Source organism: Paraburkholderia agricolaris (genome assembly GCF_009455635.1).
In the GTDB taxonomy this organism is placed as follows: Bacteria; Pseudomonadota; Gammaproteobacteria; order Burkholderiales; family Burkholderiaceae; genus Paraburkholderia; species Paraburkholderia agricolaris.
Window position 1 is genome coordinate 3,693,946 of sequence record NZ_QPER01000002.1, and the last position, 25,438, is coordinate 3,719,383.

Consider the following 25,438-nt stretch of genomic DNA (forward strand, 5'->3'; position numbering starts at 1 on the left):
TGCTTGCTGATCCCACGTGCCGGCGTTTCGTCGAACGGCTCAGTCAGGCGATCCGACGCTACGACAATCAATGCGGCACGCGCGAGAGGAACGTCGTTCAGGTGCTGACCGGTTTCTGCGTCCAATAGAACGGCACGTCGCGGCAATAGGACGGAATCGTCAGCACGTCCTTGACCGGTTCGAACATCAGCGCTTTTTCATAAGCAACCACGTCCACGTGCGGCATGTCACCCACGAGACCGAGATACCACGCACGCATGATCGCGTTGACGGACCTGGCGAGCGCGGGCTGATCGGCCTCCAATGCCTGCGTGACGGTATCGGACGGCACCCCGCCATGGCCTTGCAGCCACGTATTGAGCGCGGCGACGTTCTGCGGGAACTGACTGTCGGATTTGGCGAGCGCGTCATAGACTCGCTTGCCGAGCACGGCGTCGAAGCCGGTGTGGCCAGTGAGACGCTGCGAGAGCGCGAGGAAGGCATCGAGTCCACCGCCGGCGGGCGCATCGGCAAACGCCGGGGCAATCCACGAGAACGAGCGGCCCACGCCGGCAAACGCGAGCGCCGCGGCAGCGGCACATGCGCCCAGCACCCATGCCCGGCGCGAGGCCGAAAACGAACGCGAAATCTGAAGCGAAGGCGACTGCGAAGGCGGTGAAGTTGACGACGGGAACCGGGCCAAATGCGTCACTTCGTGGTGCGCATCTTTGTTCTCGGGAGCATCTGTCATGGGGACTCCAGATGGTGAGTCGATCGTGAGTCATTCTCAACGGGCAACGCAGCCGTAATGCGGCATGACGCGATAAGCGCCCGCGCGTTACCTCGATTTCTCTACCCCAAAAATCTGGCCTGGCGCCGCTTAAGCGGTCTTGTGCGACTGCATGATGCCGATGCGACGCGCATTACGTTGTGTTGATGAAAGCCTCGTGACCGGCCTGGGCGCACGGTATGCAAGGCGACAGGCGTGCCGCCTGCCAATCGCCTTTCAACTAGACCCCGGACGCAGGACCGCTGCAAAAGACTATAGCCTGTGATTCACCGATTCGACAAATGGCGCTCGAAGCGCGAGTAGAATTCGCGACACAGTCGGCCTTCCCTTGATCACATGCTCATAAAATACTATCCGCAGGTTCTTCGCAATCGACCACGCATGCTGGCCGGCCTCGCCGTCGGCCTCGTGGTCGCGCTGCTGGTGCTCCCCGCACACGCACACCCCATGGTGCGCATTCTGGCCGGCTGGGATGCCGCGGTGTGGAGCTATCTCGTGCTGATCTGGATACACATGGCCATGGCCGACGAAGGCCGGGTCCGCGAGTTCGCACGGCGCGATGATGAAAACGCCGGTGTGGTGCTGGTCGTGATCTGCGTCGCGACGATCGCCAGTATTGTTGCGATCGTGCTCGAACTGGCCTCGGCGAAGGGCACGGCCGGCTCCTCGACGCTATGGCACTACCTGCTGACCGGCCTCACGATGTTCGGTGCATGGTTCCTGATTCCGACCATTTTCACCATGCACTACGCGCGGCTGTACTACGACCCGGATACAACGGAAACCGCGCTGCTGTTTCCCGACCACAAGCTCCAGCCGAACTATTGGGACTTCCTGTACTTCTCGTTCACCATCGCGGTCGCCTCGCAAACCTCGGATGTCGTGCTGCGCTCGCGATCGATCCGCCGCGCGGCACTCGCGCAGTCGATCCTGTCGTTCTACTTCAATGTCGCCGTGCTCGGCTTGTGCGTGAACATCGCAGCGGGCCTGCTCGGTTCCTAGCCGTGTAAAACCCGGACGACGCCCGCCCGTTTTACACGCGGGCCGTCCGCGCCTGCGGGCAACTTCGCCCCGGGGGCCCTTCCGCGCCCCCTCCTGCCGGGCGCGCATCCCCCACCGTTTCGCTTCAGTCCATCCGGTCTAAAAACGCACTGGCACAACGTTTGCTGCGTCTTGCGAATAGTTCTGGCCGGTCCCGCGCCCTCGATGTCTGGCGTCAAAGCACCTGTTACTGGCCAGCGGCGTGACGATCTTTGCACTACATTGACCAGTACGCGCCCTCGCTTTGCGCATCGCGCGGTATCCGGCTCTGGAAGCCCAATGAGCGCTGTGATCGCATGTCAATTGCATCCACACCGCAGCAGGACGAATCTGGAAACGACCGATGGAATCCCCAAACGGGTACGCGCCGCGGATTTACTTTTTTCATTCACTTCTCGTCGGGCCGCTCGATGCATGGCCCGCACAGTTCGCTCACGCAGCCGGGCTGGGCTTCGATCACGCGCTGATTGGCAGCGTCTTCGAGCCGGGGCGGGGCGGACATGGGCAGGTGGTCGGCAACCACAGCCGGCTGCATCCTGTGTTCGAGACCCAGCAATCTGCCACGGCAGCGATCCGCACGCTGGCACAGGCCGCTCGCCAGAATGGCCTGGCCTTGCTGGTCGATCTGGTGATCGACCGGATGGCCGCCGATGGCGCGCTGTACGCAGAACATGCCGGCTGGTTCCACCCATTCGAGTCTGAAGAGGCGCGGCTCGATCCGCGCCACGTGCATCACGAGGACAACGTCGCGTATGCCAACTTCAACGACGGCGCCAGCCGTGCGGCGCTAGTCGGCTGGTGGACCCAGCAACTGCTGGCGCTCGCCGACGCGGGAGTGAGCGGCTTTCGCTTCGATTCGCCGCACCGTGTACCGGCCGCCGTCTGGCGGCAACTCGGCGACGCGGTTCGCGCAAAGCACCCTGAAGTGCGCTTCCTCGCCGCGACGCCGGGTCTCGCCCGTGGCGATCTGCTCGGCCTCGCAGACGCGGGCTTCGACAGCGTGTTTTCGTCAGTCCGCTGGTGGGACTTCCGCGCCAGCTGGATGGTGGAAGAACATGCCGCCCTCGCCCGCATCGCCGCCCCGATCGCCTTTCCCGAAGCGCCTTATGACACCCGCCTTGCGGCCGACCTCGGCGAGGCGCACGACGCTGTCATCGTTGAGCGGGCTTACCGGCGCGCGCTATTCGCTTCGGCCGCCACCGGCACCGGCTGGATGATGCCGATGGGCTTCGAGTACGGCATCGCCGAACCGATGTCTCAAACACGCGGCGACGCGGCGCAGTTCGCTCTTGCCAGCCGGTCGAAGCGATTCGATCTCTCCGAGCGGATCAGCCATGCGAACCAGCTGGTGAGCAAGACGAAAACGTTGCACAGCAACGGCGAATTGCGTCCGCTAAGCGGGCCCGGCGCGCCGGCAGCCGTGTTGCTGCGCGCCGACACAGCCGATCTGCGCGACGCCGGCGAAGCAATCCTGATCGCCATCAATCCTGAACTCGGTGCGCCTGTGCGCGTCGATCCCGCGCGCTTCCTGGCGGGCGTACCGGGCAACTTCACGCGCTTCGTGCCGCTCGACGCGCCCGGACATGCCACGCCCGCCACGTTAACACCATTCACGCTCGCAGCCGGTGCCGTGCGCTTGTTCCGCGGCGTCGCCGAGCAGCCGATCCGCCTCGCGCCGCCGATCGACAAGGCGACCGGCAAGCGCAGCGGCCACAAGACGGTGCTCGAAGCGATCAACGCGCCGCGCGTGGCGATCGAGAGCGTGACGCCCGCGGTCGATAACGGACGCTTTCCCGCCAAGCGCACGGTGGGCGAGCGCGCCGAAATCACCGCTGCGATCTTCGCCGAAGGCCACGACAAGATCGCCGCCGCCGTCATCTGGCGCGCCGCCGACGAAACCGCCTGGCACGAGACCCCAATGCGCCCGGCACAACCGGCGGGTCTCGATATCTGGAGCGCGCGCATTCCGCTGGAACGCCTCGGCCGCCACGAATTCACGGTCATCGCATGGCGCGACGACTTCGCTTCGCTGGTCGAGCATATCCAGAAGAAGCTGAAAGCGGGCCAAACCGTTGAGCTCGAACTCGAAGAAGCCGCGCATCTGTTCGCGCTGGTGCTCGCCGAAGTGGAAACGGTAGACGGCGCCGTGACCGAGCCGCTCGAGCAAATCGTCAAACGCTTCACCAAGGCCGACGCCGCAACGAAGCTCGCCTTGCTGCTCGAGCCGGCCACCGCGCAGGCCATGAGCGCCGCACGCCACCGGCCGTTTCTGAGCCGCGATCCGATCGTCTACAAGATCGACGCCGAGCGCACTGCCGCGGGTTTCGCCAGCTGGTACGAGATCTTCCCGCGCTCGATGAGCGACGACGAATCGCGGCACGGCACCTTCGCTGATGTCATCACGAAATTGCCACGCATCCGCGACATGGGTTTCGACGTGCTGTACTTCCCGCCGATCCACCCGATCGGCATGGCGAACCGCAAAGGCCGCAACAACACGCTGAACGCGCAGCCGGGGGACGTCGGCAGCCCGTATGCGATCGGCGCGGCCGAAGGCGGCCATACCGCCGTGCATCCCGAACTCGGCACGCTCGACGACTTCAAGCAGATGCTGGCCGCCGCGCACGCGCACGGCCTCGAAATCGCACTCGACTTCGCGATCCAGTGCTCGCCGGATCACCCGTGGCTCAGGCAGCATCCGACGTGGTTCGCGTGGCGGCCGGACGGCACGCTGCGTTACGCGGAAAATCCGCCGAAGAAGTATCAGGACATCGTCAATCCCGACTTCTATGCGCACGACGCCAAACCTGCCTTATGGCTGGCGCTGCGCGACGTATTCCTGTTCTGGATCGAAGCCGGCGTGCACATTTTCCGGGTGGACAATCCGCACACCAAGCCGCTGCCGTTCTGGGAATGGGTGATCGACGACGTGCGCTCGCGCTATCCCGACACGATCTTCCTCGCCGAAGCCTTCACGCGGCCACGCATGATGAACCGCCTCGGCAAGATCGGTTTCTCGCAGTCGTACACGTACTTCACGTGGCGCGAGTCGAAGCGCGATTTCATCGAGTACCTGACCGAACTCACGCAAACCGGCGCGCGCGATTTCTACCGGCCGAATTTCTTCGTCAACACGCCGGACATCAACCCGCGGCATCTGCAATCGTCGGGGCGTTCGGGCTTTCTGATTCGCGCGGCGCTCGCGTCCACACTCGCCGGTTTATGGGGTGTGTATAGCGGTTTCGAATTGTGCGAGGCCGCCGCGCTGCCGAACAGCGAGGAATATCTCGACTCCGAAAAGTATCAGCTGCGTGCATGGGACTGGAACCGGCCAGGCAATATCGTCGGCGAGATCAGTGCGTTGAACCGGATTCGGCGTGCGAATCCGGCGCTGCAAACGCATCTCGGCCTCACGTTCCTCACCGCGCACAACGACAACATCCTGTTCTTCGAGAAAGCGACCGAAGCACGCGACAACGTCATCCTGGTGGCAATCAATCTCGACCCGTTCAACGAACAGGGCGCGGATATCGAATTGTCGTGGAACACTTTTCAGCGCTGGAATCTGCACGACCATGGCGCGCTGGAAGTGACCGATCAGATGACCGGCGCGCGCTTCGAATGGCACGGCCGCTGGCAACACATCCGCCTCGGCTCGGACCAACCGTTTTCGATCTGGCGCATCGCGCCGCTCGGCGGCCTGCCCGCTGAACGCCCCGATGATGCCGACAGCGACTATCACGCAGACGACGCTGGCAACCCAACCTTTACGGAAGGTGCGACATGAAGCGTGACGACCCCGCCCAAACTCCGCCGCAGGCCCCTGAGAACGCAAGCACCGGCAGCGCCGCGAAAGCACGCTCGCATCGGCGCGGCAAACCCGCGGCCTTGAGCGACGATCCGCTCTGGTACAAAGACGCGATCATTTATCAGGTGCACATCAAGTCGTTCTTCGACGCGAACAACGACGGCGTGGGCGACTTTCCCGGCCTGATCGCGAAGCTCGATTACATCGCCGAGCTCGGTGTCAATGCGATCTGGCTGCTGCCGTTCTATCCATCGCCGCGCCGCGACGACGGCTACGATATCGCCGACTATCGCAATGTGCATCCGGACTACGGCCAGCTTTCCGACGTGAAGCGCTTCATTCAGGAAGCGCACGCACGCGGCATCCGCGTGATTACGGAACTGGTGATCAACCACACGTCGGATCAGCACCCATGGTTTCAGCGCGCGCGCCGCGCGAAGCCGGGGTCGAATCATCGCAACTACTACGTGTGGTCCGATACCGATCAGAAGTACCAGGAAACGCGGATCATTTTTATCGATTCGGAGCCATCGAACTGGACCCACGATCCGGTTGCCGGCGCTTACTACTGGCACCGCTTCTATTCGCACCAGCCCGATCTGAACTTCGACAATCCGGCCGTGCTGAAGGAGGTACTGCAGGTCATGCGCTTCTGGCTCGACATGGGGATCGATGGACTGCGGCTCGACGCCGTGCCGTATCTGGTCGAGCGTGAAGGCACCAACAACGAGAATCTGCCGGAAACGCACGAAGTGCTGAAGAAGATTCGCGCGACCATCGACGCCGAGTACCCGAACCGCATGCTGCTTGCCGAAGCGAACCAGTGGCCGGAAGACGTGAAGGAATATTTCGGCGACGAAGACGAATGCCACATGGCTTTCCACTTCCCGCTGATGCCGCGCATCTATATGTCGATTGCAAGCGAAGACCGCTTCCCGATCACCGACATCATGCGGCAGACGCCAGACCTCGCGCCCAGCAACCAATGGGCGATTTTCCTGCGCAATCACGACGAACTGACGCTCGAAATGGTCACGGACTCCGAGCGCGATTATCTGTGGAACACCTATGCGAGCGATCGCCGCGCACGCCTGAATCTCGGCATTCGCCGCCGTCTCGCCCCGCTGATGGAGCGCGACCGCCGCCGCATCGAGCTGATCAACTCGCTGTTGCTGTCGATGCCCGGCACGCCCGTGATCTATTACGGCGACGAACTGGGCATGGGCGACAACATTCACCTCGGCGACCGCGACGGCGTACGCACGCCGATGCAATGGTCGTCGGATCGCAACGGTGGATTCTCGCGCGCCGATCCCGAGCAACTGGTTCTGCCACCGGTAATGGGCGCGTTGTACGGCTTCGACGCCGTCAATGTCGAGGCGCAAAGCCGCGACCCGCATTCGCTGTTGAACTGGACGCGGCGCATGCTCGCCACGCGGCGCGCGAAACAAACGTTCGGACGCGGTACGATCCGTTTCCTGAAGCCGGAAAACCGCAAGATCCTTGCTTATCTGCGCGAATTACCCGGCGAGCCGCCCATTCTGTGCGTGGCGAATCTGTCGCGCGCACCGCAAGCGGTCGAACTGGATCTATCCGAATTCAACGGTGCGGTGCCTGTTGAAATGACCGCGGATTCCGTCTTCCCCGCGATCGGTCAGCTCACCTATCTGCTAACTTTCCCGCCGTACGGTTTCCTGTGGTTCATGCTGTGCTCGGGCGGCCAACGTCCGACCTGGGCGCAAGCGCATTCCGAACCGCTGCCCGAATTCGCCACGATCGTGATCCGCGAGGGCCAAGCCGGCCCGACGCCGGAAAACGTCCGGCTGCTCGAATCCGAAGTGCTGCCGTCCTGGCTGAGCCGGCGCCGCTGGTTTGCCTCCAAGGATCAGAAGATGCACGCGGTGCGTCTCGCCGCGCTCACCACGATCCCTCAAGGCGGCTTTGCGTTCACCGAAATCGAAGCCGACGTGGGCGACCATACTGAACGCTACGTCGTGCCGATCGCGATCACGTGGGGCGGTGAAACCACCACGCCGCTATTCCTTCAGTTGGCGTTGGCGCGCGTTCGCCGCGGCCGCAATGTCGGCCATCTGACCGATGCATTTGCCCTGCCGATCTTCGCGCATGGCGTCTTGCGCAAGCTGCGCGAGCGCGCGGTTATTCCGACCGTGCAGAAGAGTGAGATCAGGTTCATCCCGACCGAGCGTTTCTCCGAACTCGCCGATCTCGGCGAGCAGCCCGAGATCCGCTGGCTGGCGGCCGAACAAAGCAACAGTTCGCTGATCATCGCCGATGCCGCGGTGCTTAAACTGGTGCGGCGTCTGGTGAGCGGCATTCATCCGGAAGCGGAAATCAGCCGCTATCTGACCCAGCTCGGCTACGCGAACACCGCGCCGCTGTATGGTGAGGTGGTGCGCGTCGATCCCGAAGGCGTGCCGCATACACTCGCGATCTTGCAAGGCTATATCGACAATCAGGGCGACGCGTGGAACTGGTCGCTCGACTACCTGCGCCGCTCGGTGGACGAACTCGCCATTGCCGTCGATACGGACGGGCAATCGCCGGACCGCGACAACGAAGCGATTCTCGTGGAGGGCTACAGTACGCTCGCCGGCATCATCGGCAAGCGCCTCGGGGAATTGCACGTGGCGCTCGCCTCGCCTTCCGACGACCCGGCGTTCGCGCCCGAACCCGCCAGCGCCGAACAGGTGAAGGCGTGGGCCGACGGCACGCAATCCATGCTCGCCAGCGCGCTCGATCTGCTTGCGCCGCGCATCGCGCAGATGAGCGATCCGGACACCAAAGCGTTGGCGCAAAGCCTGATCGACCGCCGCGCGGCGCTGGTCGACGCCGTCAGCAAACTGGCGTCGGACAATGCCGGCGCGTTGCGCACGCGCATTCACGGCGACTTCCATCTGGGCCAGGTACTGGTCGCGCAGGGCGACGCGTATCTGATCGACTTCGAAGGCGAGCCCGCACGTACCCTGGAGGAGCGGCGCCAGAAATCGAGTCCGTTACGCGACGTCGCCGGCTTGATGCGTTCACTGTCCTATGCAAGCGCCGCCGCGCAGTCCACGATGGAAAGCGCGCCGCTGCAGACCGCCGATCGCAAGCGCGCTCTCTTCGAGCGTTTCCGCGCGCATGCGACTGAAACGTTCCTGAAGGAATACCGCGCCGCAGCCGCTAATTCGCCGACGCAACTGGTCGCGCCCGAAGCCGAACAGGCTCTGCTCGATCTGTTCCTGATCGAGAAAGCCGCATACGAAATCCGTTACGAAGCGGCCAATCGTCCGACGTGGCTCAGTTTGCCGGTACGCGGCCTCGCCGCGCTCACCAGCCGCCTGCTCGGCGACACCGGCAACCCGCACGATCCGTCAACCCAGGCGCCAGGCGCCGCCGCACCGCCTACCCCGGCCGAGGGCGATTATGAGTGAGCACGATCCGGCCGCAGGCCTCCAACCATTGGATATCGACGCGCTCGTTGAGGCGCGTCACCCCGATCCTTTCTCACAGCTCGGCATGCATGAAACGGACGCGGGTCCGGTGGTGCGCGCGCTGTTGCCGAACGCTTCGCAGGTCAAGGTTATCGCGCGTGCCGATGGTTCGACGCTCGGCGAACTCGAGCAACTCAAGCCCGGACTGTTTGCCGGTCGCGTGAGCTCAACGGCGCCCTATCGTCTGCGTATCGACTGGCACGGCACCGTGCAGGAAATCGAGGATACGTATTCGTTCGGCCCCATTCTCGGCGACGAACCATTAGGGCGTCTCGCCAGCGGCGACCCGTACGCGGTACTCGAGTGCCTCGGCTCACGTCCGATGGAAGTGGACGGCGTGCCGGGCGTGCGCTTCGCCGTATGGGCGCCGAATGCGCGGCGCGTGTCGGTGGTCGGCGACTTCAATTCATGGGACGGGCGCCGCCATCCGATGCGACTGCGTCACCAGGCCGGCGTGTGGGAATTGTTCGTGCCGCGCGTCGGCCCGGGCACGCGTTACAAGTACGAGTTGCTCGCCCGGGACGGCCATCCGCTGCCGTTGAAAGCCGATCCGTGCGCCATGCAAACGGAAAAGCCGCCAGGCACCGCATCGGTGGTCGCACATGTCGACGAGATCGAGCAGTTTGCATGGACGGACCACGAGTGGATTCAATCGCGCGCCGCCAAACAGACGCCGCGCGCGCCGATCTCGATCTACGAAGTGCACGCCGAATCGTGGCTGCGCGTTGCCGAAGAGGGACAGCGCGGTCTAACCTGGGAGGAACTCGCCAAACGGCTGATTCCTTACGTAAAAGGCATGGGTTTCACGCATGTCGAGTTCATGCCGATTGCGGAGCATCCGTTCGGCGGTTCGTGGGGTTATCAGCCGCTCGGACAGTTCGCGCCGTCCGCCCGTTTCGGCAAGCCAGAGCAGTTCGCGCTGTTCGTCGACAAGGCGCACGCGGCCGGTCTCGGCGTGATTCTCGACTGGGTGCCGGCGCACTTTCCGAACGATGCGCATGGCCTGATCGACTTCGACGGCACGCCGCTCTACGAGCACGCCGATCCGCGCGAAGGCTATCACCAGGACTGGAACACGATGATCTACAACCTCGGCCGCAACGAGGTGAGCGCGTTCCTGGTGGCGTCGGGACTCGCATGGTTGAAGCGCTATCACGTCGACGGCCTGCGCGTGGATGCGGTCGCCTCGATGTTGTATCGCGACTATTCCCGCAATGCAGGAGAGTGGGTGCCGAACATCTACGGCGGCCGCGAAAATCTCGAATCGATTGCATTTCTGAAGCGGCTGAATCATGAAGTCGGCTATGTGCCCGGCGTACCGGGCGCGATCACGATTGCCGAAGAATCGACCGCGTGGCCAGGGGTGACGGCGCGCGTCGAAGACGGCGGCCTCGGCTTCCAGTTCAAGTGGAACATGGGCTGGATGCACGACACGCTGCACTACATGGAAGAAGACCCGGTGTACCGCCAATATCATCACCATATGATGACGTTCGGCATGGTGTACGCGTATTCCGAGCGCTTCGTGCTGCCGCTCTCGCACGACGAAGTGGTGCACGGCAAAGGCTCGCTGCTCGGCAAGATGCCCGGCGACCGGTGGCAGAAGTTCGCCAATCTGCGCGCGTACTTCGGCTTCATGTGGACGCATCCGGGCAAGAAGCTACTGTTCATGGGCGGCGAATTCGGCCAGATGGCCGAGTTCGACCATGACACGTCGCCACACTGGCATCTGCTCGACGATCCGAACCATCACGGCGTAAAGATGCTCGTGCGCGATCTGAACCATCTGTACCACGAGGAACCCGCGCTACACCGGCTCGACAACGAGCCGGGCGGCTTCCAGTGGCTGGTCGGCGACGACAGCGGCAACAGCGTGTATGCCTACCGCCGCACCGATGGCGAGGGGCGCGAACTTGTCGTGGTGTGCAACATGACGCCGGTGCCGCGGCTCGGCTACCGGATCGGCATGCCGCGCGGCGGTCGCTGGACAGAAGTGCTGAACACGGACGCCGGCGTGTATGGCGGGTCGAACATGGGCAACGGCGGCGTGATTCATACCGACAACGCCTCGAGCCATGGCTGGCCGCATTCCGCCGCGCTAACGCTGCCGCCTTTGGCGACGATCGTTCTGCGCGCGGATTGATGGATGTGGAGTAAGGCGAGCGCGCGGCCGCCGGGCCGCGCGCTCGTCGCATGAAATCCCACGAGAGCGTTCATAAAACAGAACAAGGAAGGGGAATCATGTCGCATGCAATGCCCGACCGGCTTCTGCCCGGTTCGCCCTATCCGCTCGGCGCCAGCTGGGATGGCCTCGGCGTCAACTTTGCGGTGTTCTCGGCGAATGCGCAAAAAATCGAGCTTTGCCTGTTCGATCCCACCGGTCGCAAAGAGATCAGGCGCTTCACGCTGCCCGAATGCACCGACGAAGTCTGGCACGGCTATCTGCCCAACGCGCACCCTGGCACCGCGTACGGTTTTCGCGCGCACGGGCCGTATCAGCCGCAGCATGGGCATCGCTTCAATCCGCACAAGCTGTTGCTCGATCCGTATGCACGCAAACTGGTCGGGCAGTTTCGCTGGTCCGACGCGCTGTTCGGCTATCGCGTGCATTCGAATCGTGCCGACCTCTCGATCGATCGGCGCGATTCGGCGCCGGCCATGCCGAAGTGCGTCGTGATCGACGAAGCCTTCGACTGGTCGCACGACAAGCGCCCGAATGTGCCGTGGGGCGAAACCGTCATCTACGAAGCGCATGTGCGCGGCGTGTCGATGTTGCGCCCCGATTTGCGCCAGCACGAACGCGGCACGTTCGCCGCGCTGGCTGCGCCGGAATTCATCGAGCATTTGCTGAAGCTAGGCGTCACCGCCGTCGAATTGCTGCCGGTGCACGCGTTTCTGAACGACCGCTTTCTGGTGGAGCGCGGCCTGCGCAATTACTGGGGCTATAACACCGCGGCCTTTTTTGCACCGGAGCCGTCGTATCTGAGTACGCACCGGCTCGACGAAATGCGCATTGCCGTGCGCCAGTTACACGCAGCCGGCATCGAAGTGATTCTCGACGTGGTCTACAACCACACCTGCGAAGGCAACGAGGCGGGGCCGACTATCTCATGGCGCGGCCTCGACAATGCGAGCTACTACCGCCTGGTTCCCGGCGACGAACGCCACGATATCAACGACACCGGCTGCGGCAATACCGTCAACCTGGCGCACCCGCGTGTCCTGCAGATGGTGATGGATTCGCTGCGCTACTGGTCGACCAAGTTCAATATCGACGGCTTCCGTTTCGACCTCGGCGTGACACTCGGCCGCGAGCAGCACGGTTTCGATCCCGGTTCCGGTTTCTTCGACGCGTTGCGCCAGGACCCGATCCTGTCGCAACGTAAGCTGATTTCCGAGCCGTGGGACATTGGCCCGGGCGGCTATCAGCTCGGCAATCATCCGCCGGGATTCGCCGAATGGAACGACCGTTTCCGCGACACGGTGCGCCGCTTCTGGCGCGGTGACGCCGGCTTGCGCCCCGATCTCGCCGCGCGGCTGACCGGTTCCGCCGATCTGTTCAACCGGCGCTTCAGGAAACCGTGGGCTTCGATAAACTTCGTCACGTCGCACGACGGTTTTACGCTCGCCGACGTCACCGCGTACGAGCACAAGCATAACGAAGCGAATCGCGAAGACAACAACGACGGTCACAATGAAAACTGCAGTCGCAATTGGGGTGTGGAAGGTCCGAGCGACGATCCGGCGATACTCGAAACGCGCAAGCGCGTGGCCCGCTCGCTGATCGCCACACTGCTGATGGCGCTCGGCACACCTATGGTGCTGGCCGGCGACGAATCGCTGCGCACGCAGAACGGCAACAACAATGCGTATTGCCAGGATAACGAACTATCATGGCTCGACTGGGATCGTATGGAGTCGCTCGAAGGACGCCAGACGACCGCGTTCGTCGCGCGCGTGATCGCGCTGCGTAAAACGCACCCGCTGCTGCGCGAAACGCGCTTTCTGTTCGGCGATCGCGAAGTGTTGCCGGGCCTGTTCGACGTCGGCTGGTTCGATGAACACGGCGACCCGCTCACTATCGAAGCCTGGCAAGACCCCGAAGGCCGCGCGTTCACGCTGCGTCGCGCGGGTCCAGGCTTGAATGGCGAAACGGAAGTATTGTTGATGATGCTCAACGCTTCGGCGGACACCTTGCGTTTCGTGCCGCCCGCGCCACACCTGGAATGGCACGTGCTGTTAGACACGGCTGAGCCGGAAAGCGCGCCGCACCCACTGGCGTTGCCCGAGGTCGAAGTGGCCGCACATGGTCTCGTGATGCTGGCGGCGCAACCGGTCGGCGAAGCGGATTGGCAGACGGGCTGGAAGGCCGGCGCGCAGCACGGGCCGCGCTTATTGACCGCCCTGCCGCCCGATCCGGGTGCGCATACGCCGGGCAGCGATACGTCGCCGTCCACGTAGGCGGGAAGCAAAACCGAATGGTGATGAATCATGTCCGAAAGTCCGATTGATCCGCACGCGCACCATCACGCGCATTGCCTGCCGTTCAGCGCGCAGTTGCTGGGCGCAACGGGCGCGAAGCCGCGTACCCGGTTCCGTTTCTGGGCGCCTTCGTGCAAGACGGTGCAGGTGGAAATCGAAAACGGACCGGCCCAAGGCACGCACGACATGGCCTCCACGGGCAACGGCTGGTTCGAAACGATCGTCGACAGCGGCGCGGGCACGCTGTATCGCTTCCGGCTCGATAGCGGGCAGACGGTGCCCGATCCCGCGTCGCGCTTCCAGCCGCAAGACGTGCACGGACCGAGCGAAGTGATCGATCCGCGCGCGTACCGTTGGGAGCATACGAACTGGCATGGCCGTCCGTGGGAAGAAACGGTGCTGTACGAATTGCACGTCGGCGCGATGGGCGGTTATGCCGGCGTGATGAAGCGTTTGCCCGCGCTGGTCGCGCTCGGCGTCACAGCAATTGAATTGATGCCGTTGAACGACTTTCCCGGCCAGCACAATTGGGGCTACGACGGCGTGTTGCCGTATGCGCCCGATTCCGCGTACGGCCGCCCCGAAGAACTGAAAGCGCTGATCGACGCCGCGCACGGCCTCGGCCTGATGGTGTTTCTCGACGTGGTGTACAACCACTTCGGCCCGGACGGCAATTATCTGCACGAATACGCCCGCTCGTTCTTCCGCGAGGACACGCACACGCCGTGGGGCTCCGCGATCGATTTCGAGCGCTGTGAAGTGAGCGATTTCTTCACCGACAACGCCGTCTACTGGATCAACGAATATCGCATCGACGGACTGCGTTTCGATGCGGTGCATGCCATCGACAATCCTGCATGGCTGCGCGATTTGTCCGACCATATCCGCGCGAAAGTGCAGCACGGGCGGCATGTGCATCTGGTGCTGGAAAACGAACGCAATAGTGCGAGCCTGCTGGAAACGCATTTCGACGCGCAATGGAACGACGACGCACACAACACGCTGCATGTTTTGCTGACGGGCGAAACCGAAGGCTATTACCACGCCTATGAAGATCAGCCCATCCGCCGCCTTGCACGCGTGCTGTCGGAAGGCTTCGCGTATCAGGGTGAACCGTCACCCATTCACGACGGCACGCCACGCGGCGAATCGAGCGGGCATCTGCCGACTACTTCATTCGTGATGTTTTTGCAGAATCACGACCAGATCGGCAATCGCGCATTCGGCGAACGCCTGCGCAAACTGACGTCGGACGATGCCTTGCGGGCGGCCACCGGTTTGCTGCTGTTGTCGCCGCAAATTCCTCTGCTGTTCATGGACGAGGAATACGGCTCGACCCGGCCCTTCCTGTTTTTCACCGACTACACCGGTGAACTCGCCGACGCCGTACGTGAAGGACGGCGTCGCGAATTCGCACGCTTTTCGGCATTCAGCGACGAAAAGCGTCGCGCGCAGATTCCCGATCCGAACGACGTGGAAACCTTCGCGGCCTCGTCGCCGCCTGAACCTGTTCAAAGCCCGACCGCGGACAACACCGCGAAAGACCGGCTCGACTGGATGCACTTCTACAAATCCGCGCTCGCCGTGCGGGCGAAGCTGATTACGCCGCGTCTGAAACATTCGAAAGCGCTCGGCGCGACCGTGCTCACCGCTGCAAACGGCGGCGATGCCAATGCGCTGATCGCCCGCTGGAAACTCGGCGACGGCGAGACCTTGTCGATCGCGTTGAATCTCTCGAAAGAAAACGTGGCGTTTCCCGATCCGCCAGCCGGCAAGGTAATTTTCGAAACGCCGCCGCGCGTGCGCGAGCAGGTCGACGCCAAGGTGTTGCCGTCATACGCGTTTGTCGCGTGGGTAACCGGCGACGTCAGCGATTACGCCATCGGCCACGATGCGCGCATCGCGAGCCAACAGGAGCGCCACGCGTGAGCACCCGACGCCCGACCGATACGATCACTACCCTTGCCATGCGCGCCGGCTTCGAGGTCGAGTGGCGCGATGCGCACCATACGACGCAGCATGTGCCGGAGAGCACGCTCGCCGTGCTGCTCGACCGGATGGGCTTGCCGTGCGCCAACGCCACGCAGATCCGGCACAGCGCGGCCACGCTCGACGCCGAGTTGTCCGGCCGCAAACTGCCGCCGTTGATGACTGCGGAGGTCGACCGCGGCATCGCGCTGCCGGCTGCGGCGATCAGATCCGCCAGTCACTACCGGATCGAACTCGAAAGCGGGTCGATCATCGACGGCCGTTTCACGGCGCCTAAGGGCGAGGAAGCGTTGCTCACGCCCATCGACGAACCTGGCTATCACACGCTGGTGATTAACGATCAACGCGTGACGTTGGCCGTGGCGCCGTCGCGCTGCTATACCGTCGCGGATGCATGGCGCACGCTGCATGGCGGCACCGCCGCGCAAACAGCGCAACCGGCACAAACGCCGCCGCTGTGGGGCATTGCCGCGCAGTTATATGGTTTGCGCCGCACGGGCGATGGCGGCATCGGCGACTATACGGCCCTCGCGCAAATGGCCACTGAGAGCGCGAAGCGCGGCGCACATGCGCTCGCCGTCAGCCCCACGCACGCGATGTTCAGTGCCGAGCCGGATCGTTTCAGCCCGTATTCGCCGTCGTCGCGTTTGTGGCTGAACGTCACGCATATCGACCCTGCCGCGGTGTTCGGCGAGGCTGCCGCGCGCGCCGCGCTCGAGGCCGCGCAGGCCACCGGCGCATGGTCGGCGCTCGAAGACTTGCCGCTGATCGATTGGCCGAACGCGGTGGTGCTGAAGCTGAAGGTTCTGCGCGCGCTGTACGAGAACTTCTGCACTCAGGAACGCGCGCACGACACGCCGCGCGCGCTCGAATTTCATGGTTTCTGTGAACGTGCCGGCCGCGCCCTTGAAGATCATGCGCGCTTCGAGGCGCTGCAGGCCGTGCAGTTGGCTCAAGGAGACGGTAAGGGTCACTGGCGCGACTGGCCCGAAACGTTGCGCGATCCGCGCAGCGCGGAAGTCGAAGCCTTTGCCGAAGCGCATCGGCATGAAGTCGATTTTCATCTGTTTCTGCAATGGCTCGCCACCAAGGGTCTGTCGCACGCGCAGCAGGCCGCGACCGACGCCGGGATGGCCGTCGGCCTGATCGCCGATCTGGCCGTTGGCTGCGATAGTGCCGGCAGCCATGCATGGTCGTATCGCGACGACATGCTGCAAGGAATCTCAGTGGGCGCACCGCCCGATCTGTTCAACCAGGCCGGGCAGGCTTGGGGGCTCACCACCTTCTCGCCGCGCGCGATGCGCACGCAGGGCTTCTCTGCCTTCATCGACATGCTGCGTGCGGCGTTCGCGCATGCGGGTGGCATCCGCATCGATCATATTCTCGGTTTGCGGCGCCTGTGGCTCGTACCCGAAGGCGAGAGCGCGCGCAACGGCGCCTATCTGCGCTATCCGCTCGAAGACCTGCTGCGGCTGATCGCGCTCGAATCGTGGCGGCATCGCGCGATCGTGATTGGCGAAGATCTCGGCACCGTGCCGCACGGTTTTCGCGAACGGCTCGAAGAGCATGGACTCGCCGGCATTCGCGTGCTGTGGTTCGAAGGCGCGGAAGGCGGCAAGGGCTTCAAACCGCCGCACGCGTGGGATCGCAATGCCGTCGGCACCACCACGACCCACGACCTGCCGACCGTGGCGGGCTGGTGGCGCGGCAGCGACATCACGTGGCGCAACCGGATCGGTCAGACCATGGCGCGCGCCGATGGCCGCGATGCGGAGCAGGTGGCGCTGGAAGAACGCGCCGCCGATCGCGCGCTGCTGTGGCACGCGTTCCAGCAGGCCGGCGTCGCCGCGCCGGACGTGGCAGCGCCGCCGCCCGACGAAGCGCCCCTGGATGAGGCGCTCGCCTTCGTCGCCGCCACGCCCGGGCCGCTCGTGACATTCCCGCTCGAGGATTTGCTCGCCCTCGTCGAGCAGCCGAACCTGCCCGGCTCGATCGACGAGCATCCGAACTGGCGCCGCCGCGTGAGCCTGCCCATCGACGCATTGTTCGAGGACGACGCCTTCAGCGATCGCCTGCTGGCCGTCGACCGCGCGCGCCGCGGCGCAACCGTTCCCGCCTCTACCAACGTTTCTTCGGAGCCTGATACGCCATGACCGTCCCGCGCTCCACGCTTCGCCTCCAGTTCCATCGAGGCTTCACCTTCGACGATGCCGCGAAGCACATCGACTACTTCGCCGCGCTCGGCATCAGCCACCTGTACGCGTCGCCCATTACCACCGCCGAACCGGGCTCGATGCACGGCTACGATACCGTCGACTACACCCAGGTCAACGCCGAATATGGCGGCGAAGCGGGCTTGAAACGCCTCGTCGAAAAACTGCGCGCGCACAACATGGGGCTGATCGTCGACGTGGTGCCGAACCATATGGGCGTCGGCGGTTCGAGCAATGCGTGGTGGCTCGATATCCTCGAATGGGGCCGGCATAGTGCGTACGCACGCCATTTCGACGTCGACTGGCATTCGCCCGATCCGGCCCTGCGCGGCAAGGTGTTGGCGCCGACACTCGGCGCACCGTACGGCGACGAACTCGCCGCGGCCCGGATTGCACTGCATTTCGCGGCCGATAGTGGACGCTTCTATATCGGCTACGGCCCGCATGTATTTCCCGTGTGCCCAACCGACTACGCAGCGATGCTGCAAAGCGCCGACCGCGCCGATCTCAACGCGCTGGCCGAACGTTTCCAGGGCCTGACGACGCAGCCGACCGATCAGCCGCGCGCCGCCGAAGGACGCGACATGCTGCGCGAGTTCGTCGCGCAAAACGGTGCCTCGGCGATCGAACTGGTGCTGGAAGCGTATTCGCCCGCGGATCCGGTGACGCGTGACCGCTTGCATCGATTGATCGAACGGCAACACTTCCGTCTTGCCTGGTGGCGTACCGCTTCAGACGAAGTGAACTGGCGGCGTTTCTTCGACATCTCGACATTGGCCGGCGTGCGCGTGGAGCGGCCCGAAGTGTTCGAGGCGGTGCATGCGCTGGTTTTCCGTCTGTATCAGGAAGGCGTGGTGGACGGTTTGCGGATCGATCACGTGGACGGTCTGGCTGAACCGCGCGAGTACTGTCAGCGTCTGCGGCAGCGCCTCACCGAATTGCGCGACACCGCGCCGTATGTGGTCGTCGAAAAAATTCTCGGCCGCGACGAGCCGTTGCGCGACGACTGGCCCGTGGACGGCACGACCGGCTACGATTTCATGAACGACGTGGGCGCCCTCTTGCACGATCCGGCCGGCGCCGAGCCGCTCGCGCAGACGTGGACCGAACTCACCGCCCGCAGCCCGCGCTTCGCCGACGAAGCGTTGCCCGCCCGCCGCAAGATTCTCGCGGAGAATCTCTCCGCCGAACTGGACCGCGCGGCGCGCGCGTTGCATCGGATTGCCCGCGACTCGCTGACAACCCGCGATTTCACCTTCACCGCGTTGCGGCGCGTGCTGACCGAACTGGTCGTGCATTTTCCGGTGTATCGGATCTATTCGCAAAACGGGCTGCGCAGCGCCGCCGATAACGTGTATTTCGATCAGGCGCTGGCAGGCGCGAAACAGACGCTTTCGCGCGCGGATCATGAAGTGCTCGACCGTGTGAACGCGTGGCTTGGCGAGAGCGCCGAAGAAGTATCGAATCCGAATCCGAATGCACGCGGCAATGCACAATCGCAGCAGCAGGGTCCAGGTGGCGCGCCGCCGAGTCACGCAGGTTCGGCACGGCGCACCGCGCAAACGCTGTTCGCGCAATTGACCGCACCGGTCGCCGCAAAGGCGATTGAAGATACCGCGTGTTATCGCTATGGCCGTTTGCTGTCGCGCAATGAAGTGGGTTCCGACCCGGGCGAGTTCGCGTTGTCGGTCGAGCAGTTTCATGCGGCGAATCTCGAGCGCTCGCAGCGCTTTCCTCACGCGATGCTCGCCACGGCAACGCACGACCACAAGCGTGGCGAAGACGTGCGCGCGCGCCTTGCGGTGTTGAGCGAAATCGCCGACGAATGGAGCGCGAAGTTGCGCGCGTGGTCGACGCTAAACGCACCACATCGCCGTGCTCTGGACGGTACGCCGATCAGTAGCGTCAGCCACGATATCAGCTACGACTGGGCACCCGGGCCGGCCGCTGAAGCGATGCTGTATCAAACCCTGGTGGGTTGCTGGCCTCCCGGCTTGCAAGCGAACGATGAAGCGGGCATCAAGGAACTCGCCGAGCGGGTCGCGCAATGGCAGTTGAAGGCGCTCCGGGAAGCAAAGCTGCAGACCAACTGGCTCGCCCCCGACGAAGCCTTTGAAGCCGGCTGCCGCGCTTTCCTGTTCGACATTCTGGCGCCGCAGCGGCGCGATGGATTCCTGCGCGAATTGTCCACGTTCGTCACGCGGATCAGCCGCGCGGGTGCGCTCAATAGTTTGCAGCAAACCGTGTTGCGGCTGGCGTCGCCTGGGATTCCCGACCTTTATCAGGGCACGGAGTTGTGGGACTTCAGCCTGGTCGATCCGGACAATCGCCGGCCCGTCGATTTTGCCAAACGTGAAGCGTTGCTGGCGCAGACACCCCCTTCGGATTTCCTCGCGGACTGGCCCGATGGACGGGTGAAGCTCGCCGTGGTGCAACGCGTGCTGGCCTTGCGCGCTCACTTGCCGGAGTTGCTGAGTCAAAGCACGTATCTGCCGCTGGAGGTACGCGGTCCGCATGCGGCGAATGTGATTGCGTTTGCACGGCGTCATGGGAATGCGTGGGCCGTGGTGGTGGCAAGCCGGCTTGCTGCCGGATTGCTCGGCGACACGAGCGAACCCGATGATCTGCCGATGGTCGATCCGGGTAAATGGGGCGATACCGCCATCGAGATGCCAACGGATCTGGCCGCACGAGCGCTATTCGACTGGTTGAGCCCGGCGGCGCCCAAGGTCGATGAAAACGGCTTGCTGTATCTGCGCGATGCGTTAGGCGCAATGCCTATCGCGGTGTTGGTGGAGGACGGTGTGCCACGCAGTTGATGCGCGTTTTCTGGAAGCGTGCAGGGGCGGTTAAAGCAGACATGCTTTAACCGCCTTTTTGCTGGCTGTTGGCTCACGCATTGACTCACTTACTGGCGCGCTCAGCGCAATGCGTCATGCCGACGAACCACCTTGCTGCGCGCGTTTGACGGCTTCGGCCACCTGTTCCGCCACGCGCCTTGTGTCCCAGTACACCTGCCCTTTGTACATCCGGTCGCCGCGCAGGTTGAAGCGGTCGACACCCTGCCAGTTGAGCGCCTGTCCGGCTACCGTGGCCGATGCCCGCCATTCGATCATGACGGCGTCGCCGGTGGGCGCCCATTGAAGGACGTCGACTTTCAAGTCCGGCAGTTGCGTCAGGACCTGACGGAAATGTTCGATGACGCCTTTCCGGTCGGCCGGCTCCGTCATGGGTGGGATCAGGTTTTGTGTGTCTTCGTGCATGAGCGCTTCAAGATTATCGGCGACGGGGTGCTGCCACTCCGAAGCGAAGCGTTGCACAGCGGTCCTGGCGTTGGCTAACTGCTCCGCGCTCGGGGGAAGGTATTTTTCTGCTGACGTCATGTGGGTTTGCTCCTGAATGGGTTGCTTACCTACGGTGTTGTTGCCCGGGTGTTCAGGCCGCAGCCAGAAGGCTGATTTAACATACAACTAGATTTTCACATACACCGTGTATGTATACTACAATCAGAATGTGAAAAATCAAGGGATAAAAACGAAGCCCATGCCAAGTGCAGGTCCAACCCCCAAATCCCGTCGCGAGGAATATGCGGACGCGACCCGGCAAGCGCTCATCACCGCCGCGGGCGAGCTATTCACGTCACAGGGGTATCAGCAAGTCGGGATCGAAGCCATCGCGCGCAGCGCACGCGTGACCCGTGGCGCCTTCTATCATCACTTTGCAGACAAGGCCGAGCTGTTCGACGCCCTAGTCGAGGCTCTGCAGGCGGACGCTGCATCCAGAGTCAAATCCGCCGCCGAGGCTGCTCCCCAGGCAAAACGGATGAGCGCGGGCATTCGCGAATTCCTGGAGATCTGCATCGAGCCCGCCTACCGGCAACTCGTCATTGAAACCGCGCCCGCCGTGCTCGGTCCGGCACGGTGCCGCAAGATCGAAGAAGCGCACGTGTATGGTCTGCTGATCGGCGCGCTGACGAACCAGGCCTCCGGCAAGGAAAAAGCCAAGGCGTATCTCGCTGCGCGCATGATCGGCAGCATGGTGTGCGAAGCGGCACAATTACTCGATGGCGCGGACGACCCCGTCGCCATGAAAGCGGACGCGTTGAAGCTCGTTGAAAGCATGGCCGGCGCGCTGACGGCCGACAAGAACCGCGTTACAGCAACCCGCAAGTAAGCCGTCCTCGAGAGGAACACCGATGCAGATCGACTGGCCGGGCATCCAAAGTGGAAAAGCCGATACCTTGCACGGCACGCGTGTCGACATATCGGGCTGGATGATTCCACTGGACCCGCAAGCGGACACGGTTGATTACTTCCTGCTGAGCGCCGACGAACCGTGTTGCGGGGGCTGCGTGCCACGCAATCCGTTGACATCGATCGAAGTGCAGATGGCCGTGCCACTCGCGCCGCAAGCCGACGCGCTGGCGCTGCGTGGCCGCCTGATGCGTCTGGTCGACGATCCTGCGGGTTGGCGCTATCGCCTGGTCGATGCGTTGCCGGTTGAGCGTCCGGCAGCGCCACCGCGTCGATTTAGTCGACGCGCGTTTCTGGCATCGGGTGCGGCGCTGGGGTTGACCGCTTGTGCGCCCGGGCCCTTTGCCGGTTATACGGAAGCGCACGCCGAAACGACACCGGCAACACAACAGGCGCAGACACCGCCACCGGCGCAAGCCGCGCAATCCGACGCCGCTCCAGCATGGCAGGTACCTCCCGGCGCGCTCACTATCGACATGCACAGCCACGCCGGCCGTGTGACCGTCTCGCGCGATCCGGCGATCGGTGCGAACCGCCCATTCCTCCCGTTGGCCGCGCCGATGCGCGCCGGCGGCATGAACGTCATCTGCCTTGCAATCGTCACCGATACGACGGTCACGCGCGTAGCGGACAACCGCAAGCGTTTCGAGGCGTGGCGCGAGCCTCAGCCAGGCGAACTCTATGCGCTCGGCCAGGCCGAATTCCAGCGTGCGCATCAATTGATCGAACGCCAGCAATTGCGGGTGGTGACCGACACTGCATCGCTATCTGCCCAAGGTCCGCTCGGCCCCTGCGCGATCATCTCGGCCGAAGGCGCGGACTTTCTCGAAGGCCAGGTGGATCGTGTCGACGAGGCGTACACGAAGCATCAGCTACGGCATCTGCAACTGACGCACTATCGCGTGAATGAACTGGGTGATATCCAGACCGAGCCTCCGGTGCATGGTGGCTTGACGGATACCGGCGTCCAGGTGATACGGCGTTGCAACGCGTTGGGGATCGTGGTCGACGTTGCACACGGCACCTACGATCTGGTGAAGCGCGCGGCGGATACATCGACCAAACCGCTGGTGCTGTCGCATTCGGCCCTGGCCACGCACCCGGGTGCGCGAAGCCGGCTTATCACGCCCGACCATGCGCGAGTAATCGCCGGCACGGGTGGCGTAATTGGCGTGTGGCCGAGCTCAGGCACGTTTCACGATTTGCATGCGATGGCCGAAGGCGTCAGGCGCATGGCGGATGTGGTGGGCGTGGAACACGTCGGCTTGGGGACCGACATGCTCGGGTTTATTTCACCCCCGGTATTCACGAGCTACAGGCAGTTGCCCGATCTGGCCAGTGCGCTGTTGCTGGCCGGATTCTCGCAAGCGGAAGTTGGGGCGATTCTGGGTGGCAATTACCGGCGGGTATTCGAGGTGTCGGTGGGGTGAGCTTGCATGCCGTTCGCGAGCGGGACCTTGGCGTCGAGCTAGCGCCCTGCCGCCCACAGCAATGAAATCCCTGACGACAACATCAACCCGTCAACCACCAGTTTAAAAGCCGCGGGACTCATCCGCACCACAATCAGCCGCGCGGAAAAGGACCCGATCATGAGCGCCGAGCCGGTGATCAAACCGTCGATCACCACATGCAAGGGCAATGCACCGAAATGATTGAACACCGCGACTTTGGTGCCGTAGACAGCCAGTCGATCTCACGCCACCACGCAATGATCTTGCCGAAGTTGCCCATGATCGCGGCGATCGCCATGATCGGCACGGCCTGCTGTGGACCGAACAGCATGACGAGAACGGGCATCAGCATCATCGACGAACCAGTGCCGATCACGCCGCTCAACGTGCCGGCCAGCAAACCGACGCATAGCACCAGCAAATATCCCATGTCGCCCCCGTGGTATGGACGGCGATTTTACTTGAGCAATGCTGCAGTTGACTTACGACGGGCGCAGCGCCGAAACCGATTAAAGCCGGCTAGCCGCCTTCATCGTCGAACGTTTTCGGATAAACGCGCACCAGCACGATGCGCGGTCCCTTCATCTTCTTGATCACCACGTCGAAGCGATCGAATTCGATCCGCTGCCCTTCGGTAGGCAGATCGTTGAGCGCCTGAATCACAAGGCCGCCGACCGATTCAGCCCGGCCTTCGTCGATGTCGATTCCAAGCGCACGTTCCAGTGAGACCACCGGCAAGCTGCCCTTGCCCATCAAGGTGCCGTCGTCCATGCGCGTCCAGTCGGCGTCGCCCTGGCGGAATTCATCGTGGATCTGCCCAACCAGCGCGCCGAGCAGATTGTCCAGCGTGAGAAAGCCGATCGGCTTCGAGTTCTTATGGCCCACCAGCGCGAAATGCGGCGCACCCTTGCGGAAGCGGCGAAACAGTTCGAGCGCCGGCATGTCCGGTTTGACGTACTGCACGGGGCGCGCGTATTTGGACAGGTCGTCGAGCGTGCTGCCCGCGTGCCGCGCCAGCAGCAAGTCCTTCAAATGGATCATGCCGGCCACGCGCTCGCCGGACGCGTCTTCGAACAACGGATAGCGGCTGAAACGATGCCGCGCCACCACCTGCATGTTTTCGCGCAACGGCAAATCGCGCCGCAGGCCGACCATTTCATAGGACGGACGCATCAGATCCGACACCGTCATGCGAGAAAAATCCAGCGAATGCGCGATCGTGTTCCATTCGTCCTGGCTGTAGGCGCCATCCGGTGAACCGAGTTCAGTCGCGACGTTGGCGCGGCGGCCACGCAGGATCAGCTTGAGTTCGTCGGTCGAGTAATGCGAATCGTGGCCGTGCTCTCCGTTGAGGCCCGCAAGTTTCAACACCGCGTTGGCACTGGAGTTGAGCACCCAGATCGCCGGATACATCGCCCAGTAGAAACCGTACAGCGGCGTGGCGGCCCACAGCGAAACCTTTTCCGCTTCACGAATGGCCAGCGATTTCGGCGCCAGTTCGCCCACCACGATATGCAGGAACGATATGCACGAGAACGCGAAGAACAGCGAGATGCCGTGAATCAGCTTTTCCGACTCCACGCCAAGCAGGCTAAAGACCGGCGTGAGCAGTTCCGCGAACGCCGGCTCGCCGATCCAGCCGAGCCCGAGCGACGCCAGCGTAATACCGAGCTGACAGGCCGACAGATAGGCGTCGAGCCGGCCATGCACCTTCGCCAGCAAACGCCCCCGCATGCCGTGTTTGGCCGCGAGGCTCTGCACGCGCGTCTGCCGCAGCTTCACCAGGCCAAATTCGGCGGCGACAAAGAAACCGTTGAGGGCGACGAGAAACAATGCACCGATAAGGGCGACAACCTGGATCAAAGCGAGGGGCTCCGGCAACAAAAGTTGTCAGTATAAAACGTGAAAGCAAGATGAAAGTTAATCGTGCACCGGGAA

At 63.4% G+C, this 25,438-nt stretch carries 13 protein-coding genes and 1 pseudogene; 10 read left to right on the forward strand and 4 right to left on the reverse strand.

Annotated features, from left to right (window positions below):
- Positions 1-97 precede the first annotated feature (97 nt).
- Positions 98-730 (reverse strand): sugar dehydrogenase complex small subunit, encoded by a 633-nt coding sequence (locus GH665_RS37775; protein WP_153142085.1) that lies wholly within the window; start codon positions 728-730, stop codon positions 98-100.
- Between the two features lie 375 nt (positions 731-1,105).
- Here GH665_RS37775 and GH665_RS37780 point away from each other — a divergent pair, with 375 nt between their 5' ends.
- From GH665_RS37780 to treY, 8 genes are all read left to right on the forward strand, one after another.
- Entirely contained in the window at positions 1,106-1,771 is a 666-nt protein-coding gene (locus tag GH665_RS37780; RefSeq protein ID WP_153142086.1) for a DUF1345 domain-containing protein, read from the forward strand.
- A gap of 382 nt (positions 1,772-2,153) precedes the next feature.
- Complete coding sequence (locus tag GH665_RS37785) at positions 2,154-5,597, forward strand: maltotransferase domain-containing protein (protein ID WP_153142087.1); 3,444 nt, start codon at positions 2,154-2,156, stop codon at positions 5,595-5,597.
- Positions 5,594-9,052, forward strand: coding sequence for a maltose alpha-D-glucosyltransferase (gene treS, locus GH665_RS37790; RefSeq protein WP_153142088.1), 3,459 nt, complete (start codon positions 5,594-5,596; stop codon positions 9,050-9,052). Before GH665_RS37785 ends, treS begins: the two co-directional genes overlap by 4 nt.
- Complete coding sequence (gene glgB / locus GH665_RS37795; RefSeq protein ID WP_153142089.1) at positions 9,045-11,255, forward strand: 1,4-alpha-glucan branching protein GlgB; 2,211 nt, start codon at positions 9,045-9,047, stop codon at positions 11,253-11,255. The genes treS and glgB overlap by 8 nt, the downstream gene beginning before the upstream one ends.
- A 98-nt stretch (positions 11,256-11,353) precedes the next feature.
- Positions 11,354-13,573, forward strand: coding sequence for a glycogen debranching protein GlgX (gene glgX / locus GH665_RS37800; RefSeq protein ID WP_153142090.1), 2,220 nt, complete (start codon positions 11,354-11,356; stop codon positions 13,571-13,573).
- Positions 13,574-13,603: 30 nt separating this feature from the next.
- Entirely contained in the window at positions 13,604-15,523 is a 1,920-nt protein-coding gene (gene treZ / locus GH665_RS37805; RefSeq protein WP_153142091.1) for a malto-oligosyltrehalose trehalohydrolase, read from the forward strand.
- Positions 15,520-17,736: a 4-alpha-glucanotransferase gene (gene malQ / locus GH665_RS37810; RefSeq protein WP_153142092.1), complete on the forward strand. Its 2,217-nt coding sequence runs from the start codon at positions 15,520-15,522 to the stop codon at positions 17,734-17,736. The genes treZ and malQ overlap by 4 nt, the downstream gene beginning before the upstream one ends.
- Positions 17,733-20,615: a malto-oligosyltrehalose synthase gene (gene treY / locus GH665_RS37815; protein WP_153142093.1), complete on the forward strand. Its 2,883-nt coding sequence runs from the start codon at positions 17,733-17,735 to the stop codon at positions 20,613-20,615. The genes malQ and treY overlap by 4 nt, the downstream gene beginning before the upstream one ends.
- Before the next feature lie 114 nt (positions 20,616-20,729).
- Here the strand turns inward: treY and GH665_RS37820 are convergent, their stop codons facing one another.
- Entirely contained in the window at positions 20,730-21,179 is a 450-nt protein-coding gene (locus tag GH665_RS37820; protein ID WP_153142094.1) for a nuclear transport factor 2 family protein, read from the reverse strand.
- Positions 21,180-21,309: 130 nt separating this feature from the next.
- On the opposite strand from GH665_RS37820, the gene GH665_RS37825 reads away from it, so the two are divergent.
- Together GH665_RS37825 and GH665_RS37830 are read left to right on the forward strand one after the other, a co-directional pair.
- On the forward strand, positions 21,310-21,969 hold the full coding sequence (locus tag GH665_RS37825; RefSeq protein WP_153142095.1) for a TetR/AcrR family transcriptional regulator: 660 nt from the start codon (positions 21,310-21,312) through the stop codon (positions 21,967-21,969).
- A gap of 22 nt (positions 21,970-21,991) precedes the next feature.
- Positions 21,992-23,479: a dipeptidase gene (locus tag GH665_RS37830; protein ID WP_153142096.1), complete on the forward strand. Its 1,488-nt coding sequence runs from the start codon at positions 21,992-21,994 to the stop codon at positions 23,477-23,479.
- A gap of 38 nt (positions 23,480-23,517) precedes the next feature.
- Here the strand turns inward: GH665_RS37830 and GH665_RS37835 are convergent.
- A pseudogene (locus GH665_RS37835) lies at positions 23,518-23,930 on the reverse strand (TSUP family transporter).
- A gap of 89 nt (positions 23,931-24,019) precedes the next feature.
- Positions 24,020-25,363, reverse strand: a complete 1,344-nt coding sequence (locus GH665_RS37840; RefSeq protein ID WP_153142097.1) for a hemolysin family protein — start codon at positions 25,361-25,363, stop codon at positions 24,020-24,022.
- Positions 25,364-25,438: the final 75 nt, after the last annotated feature.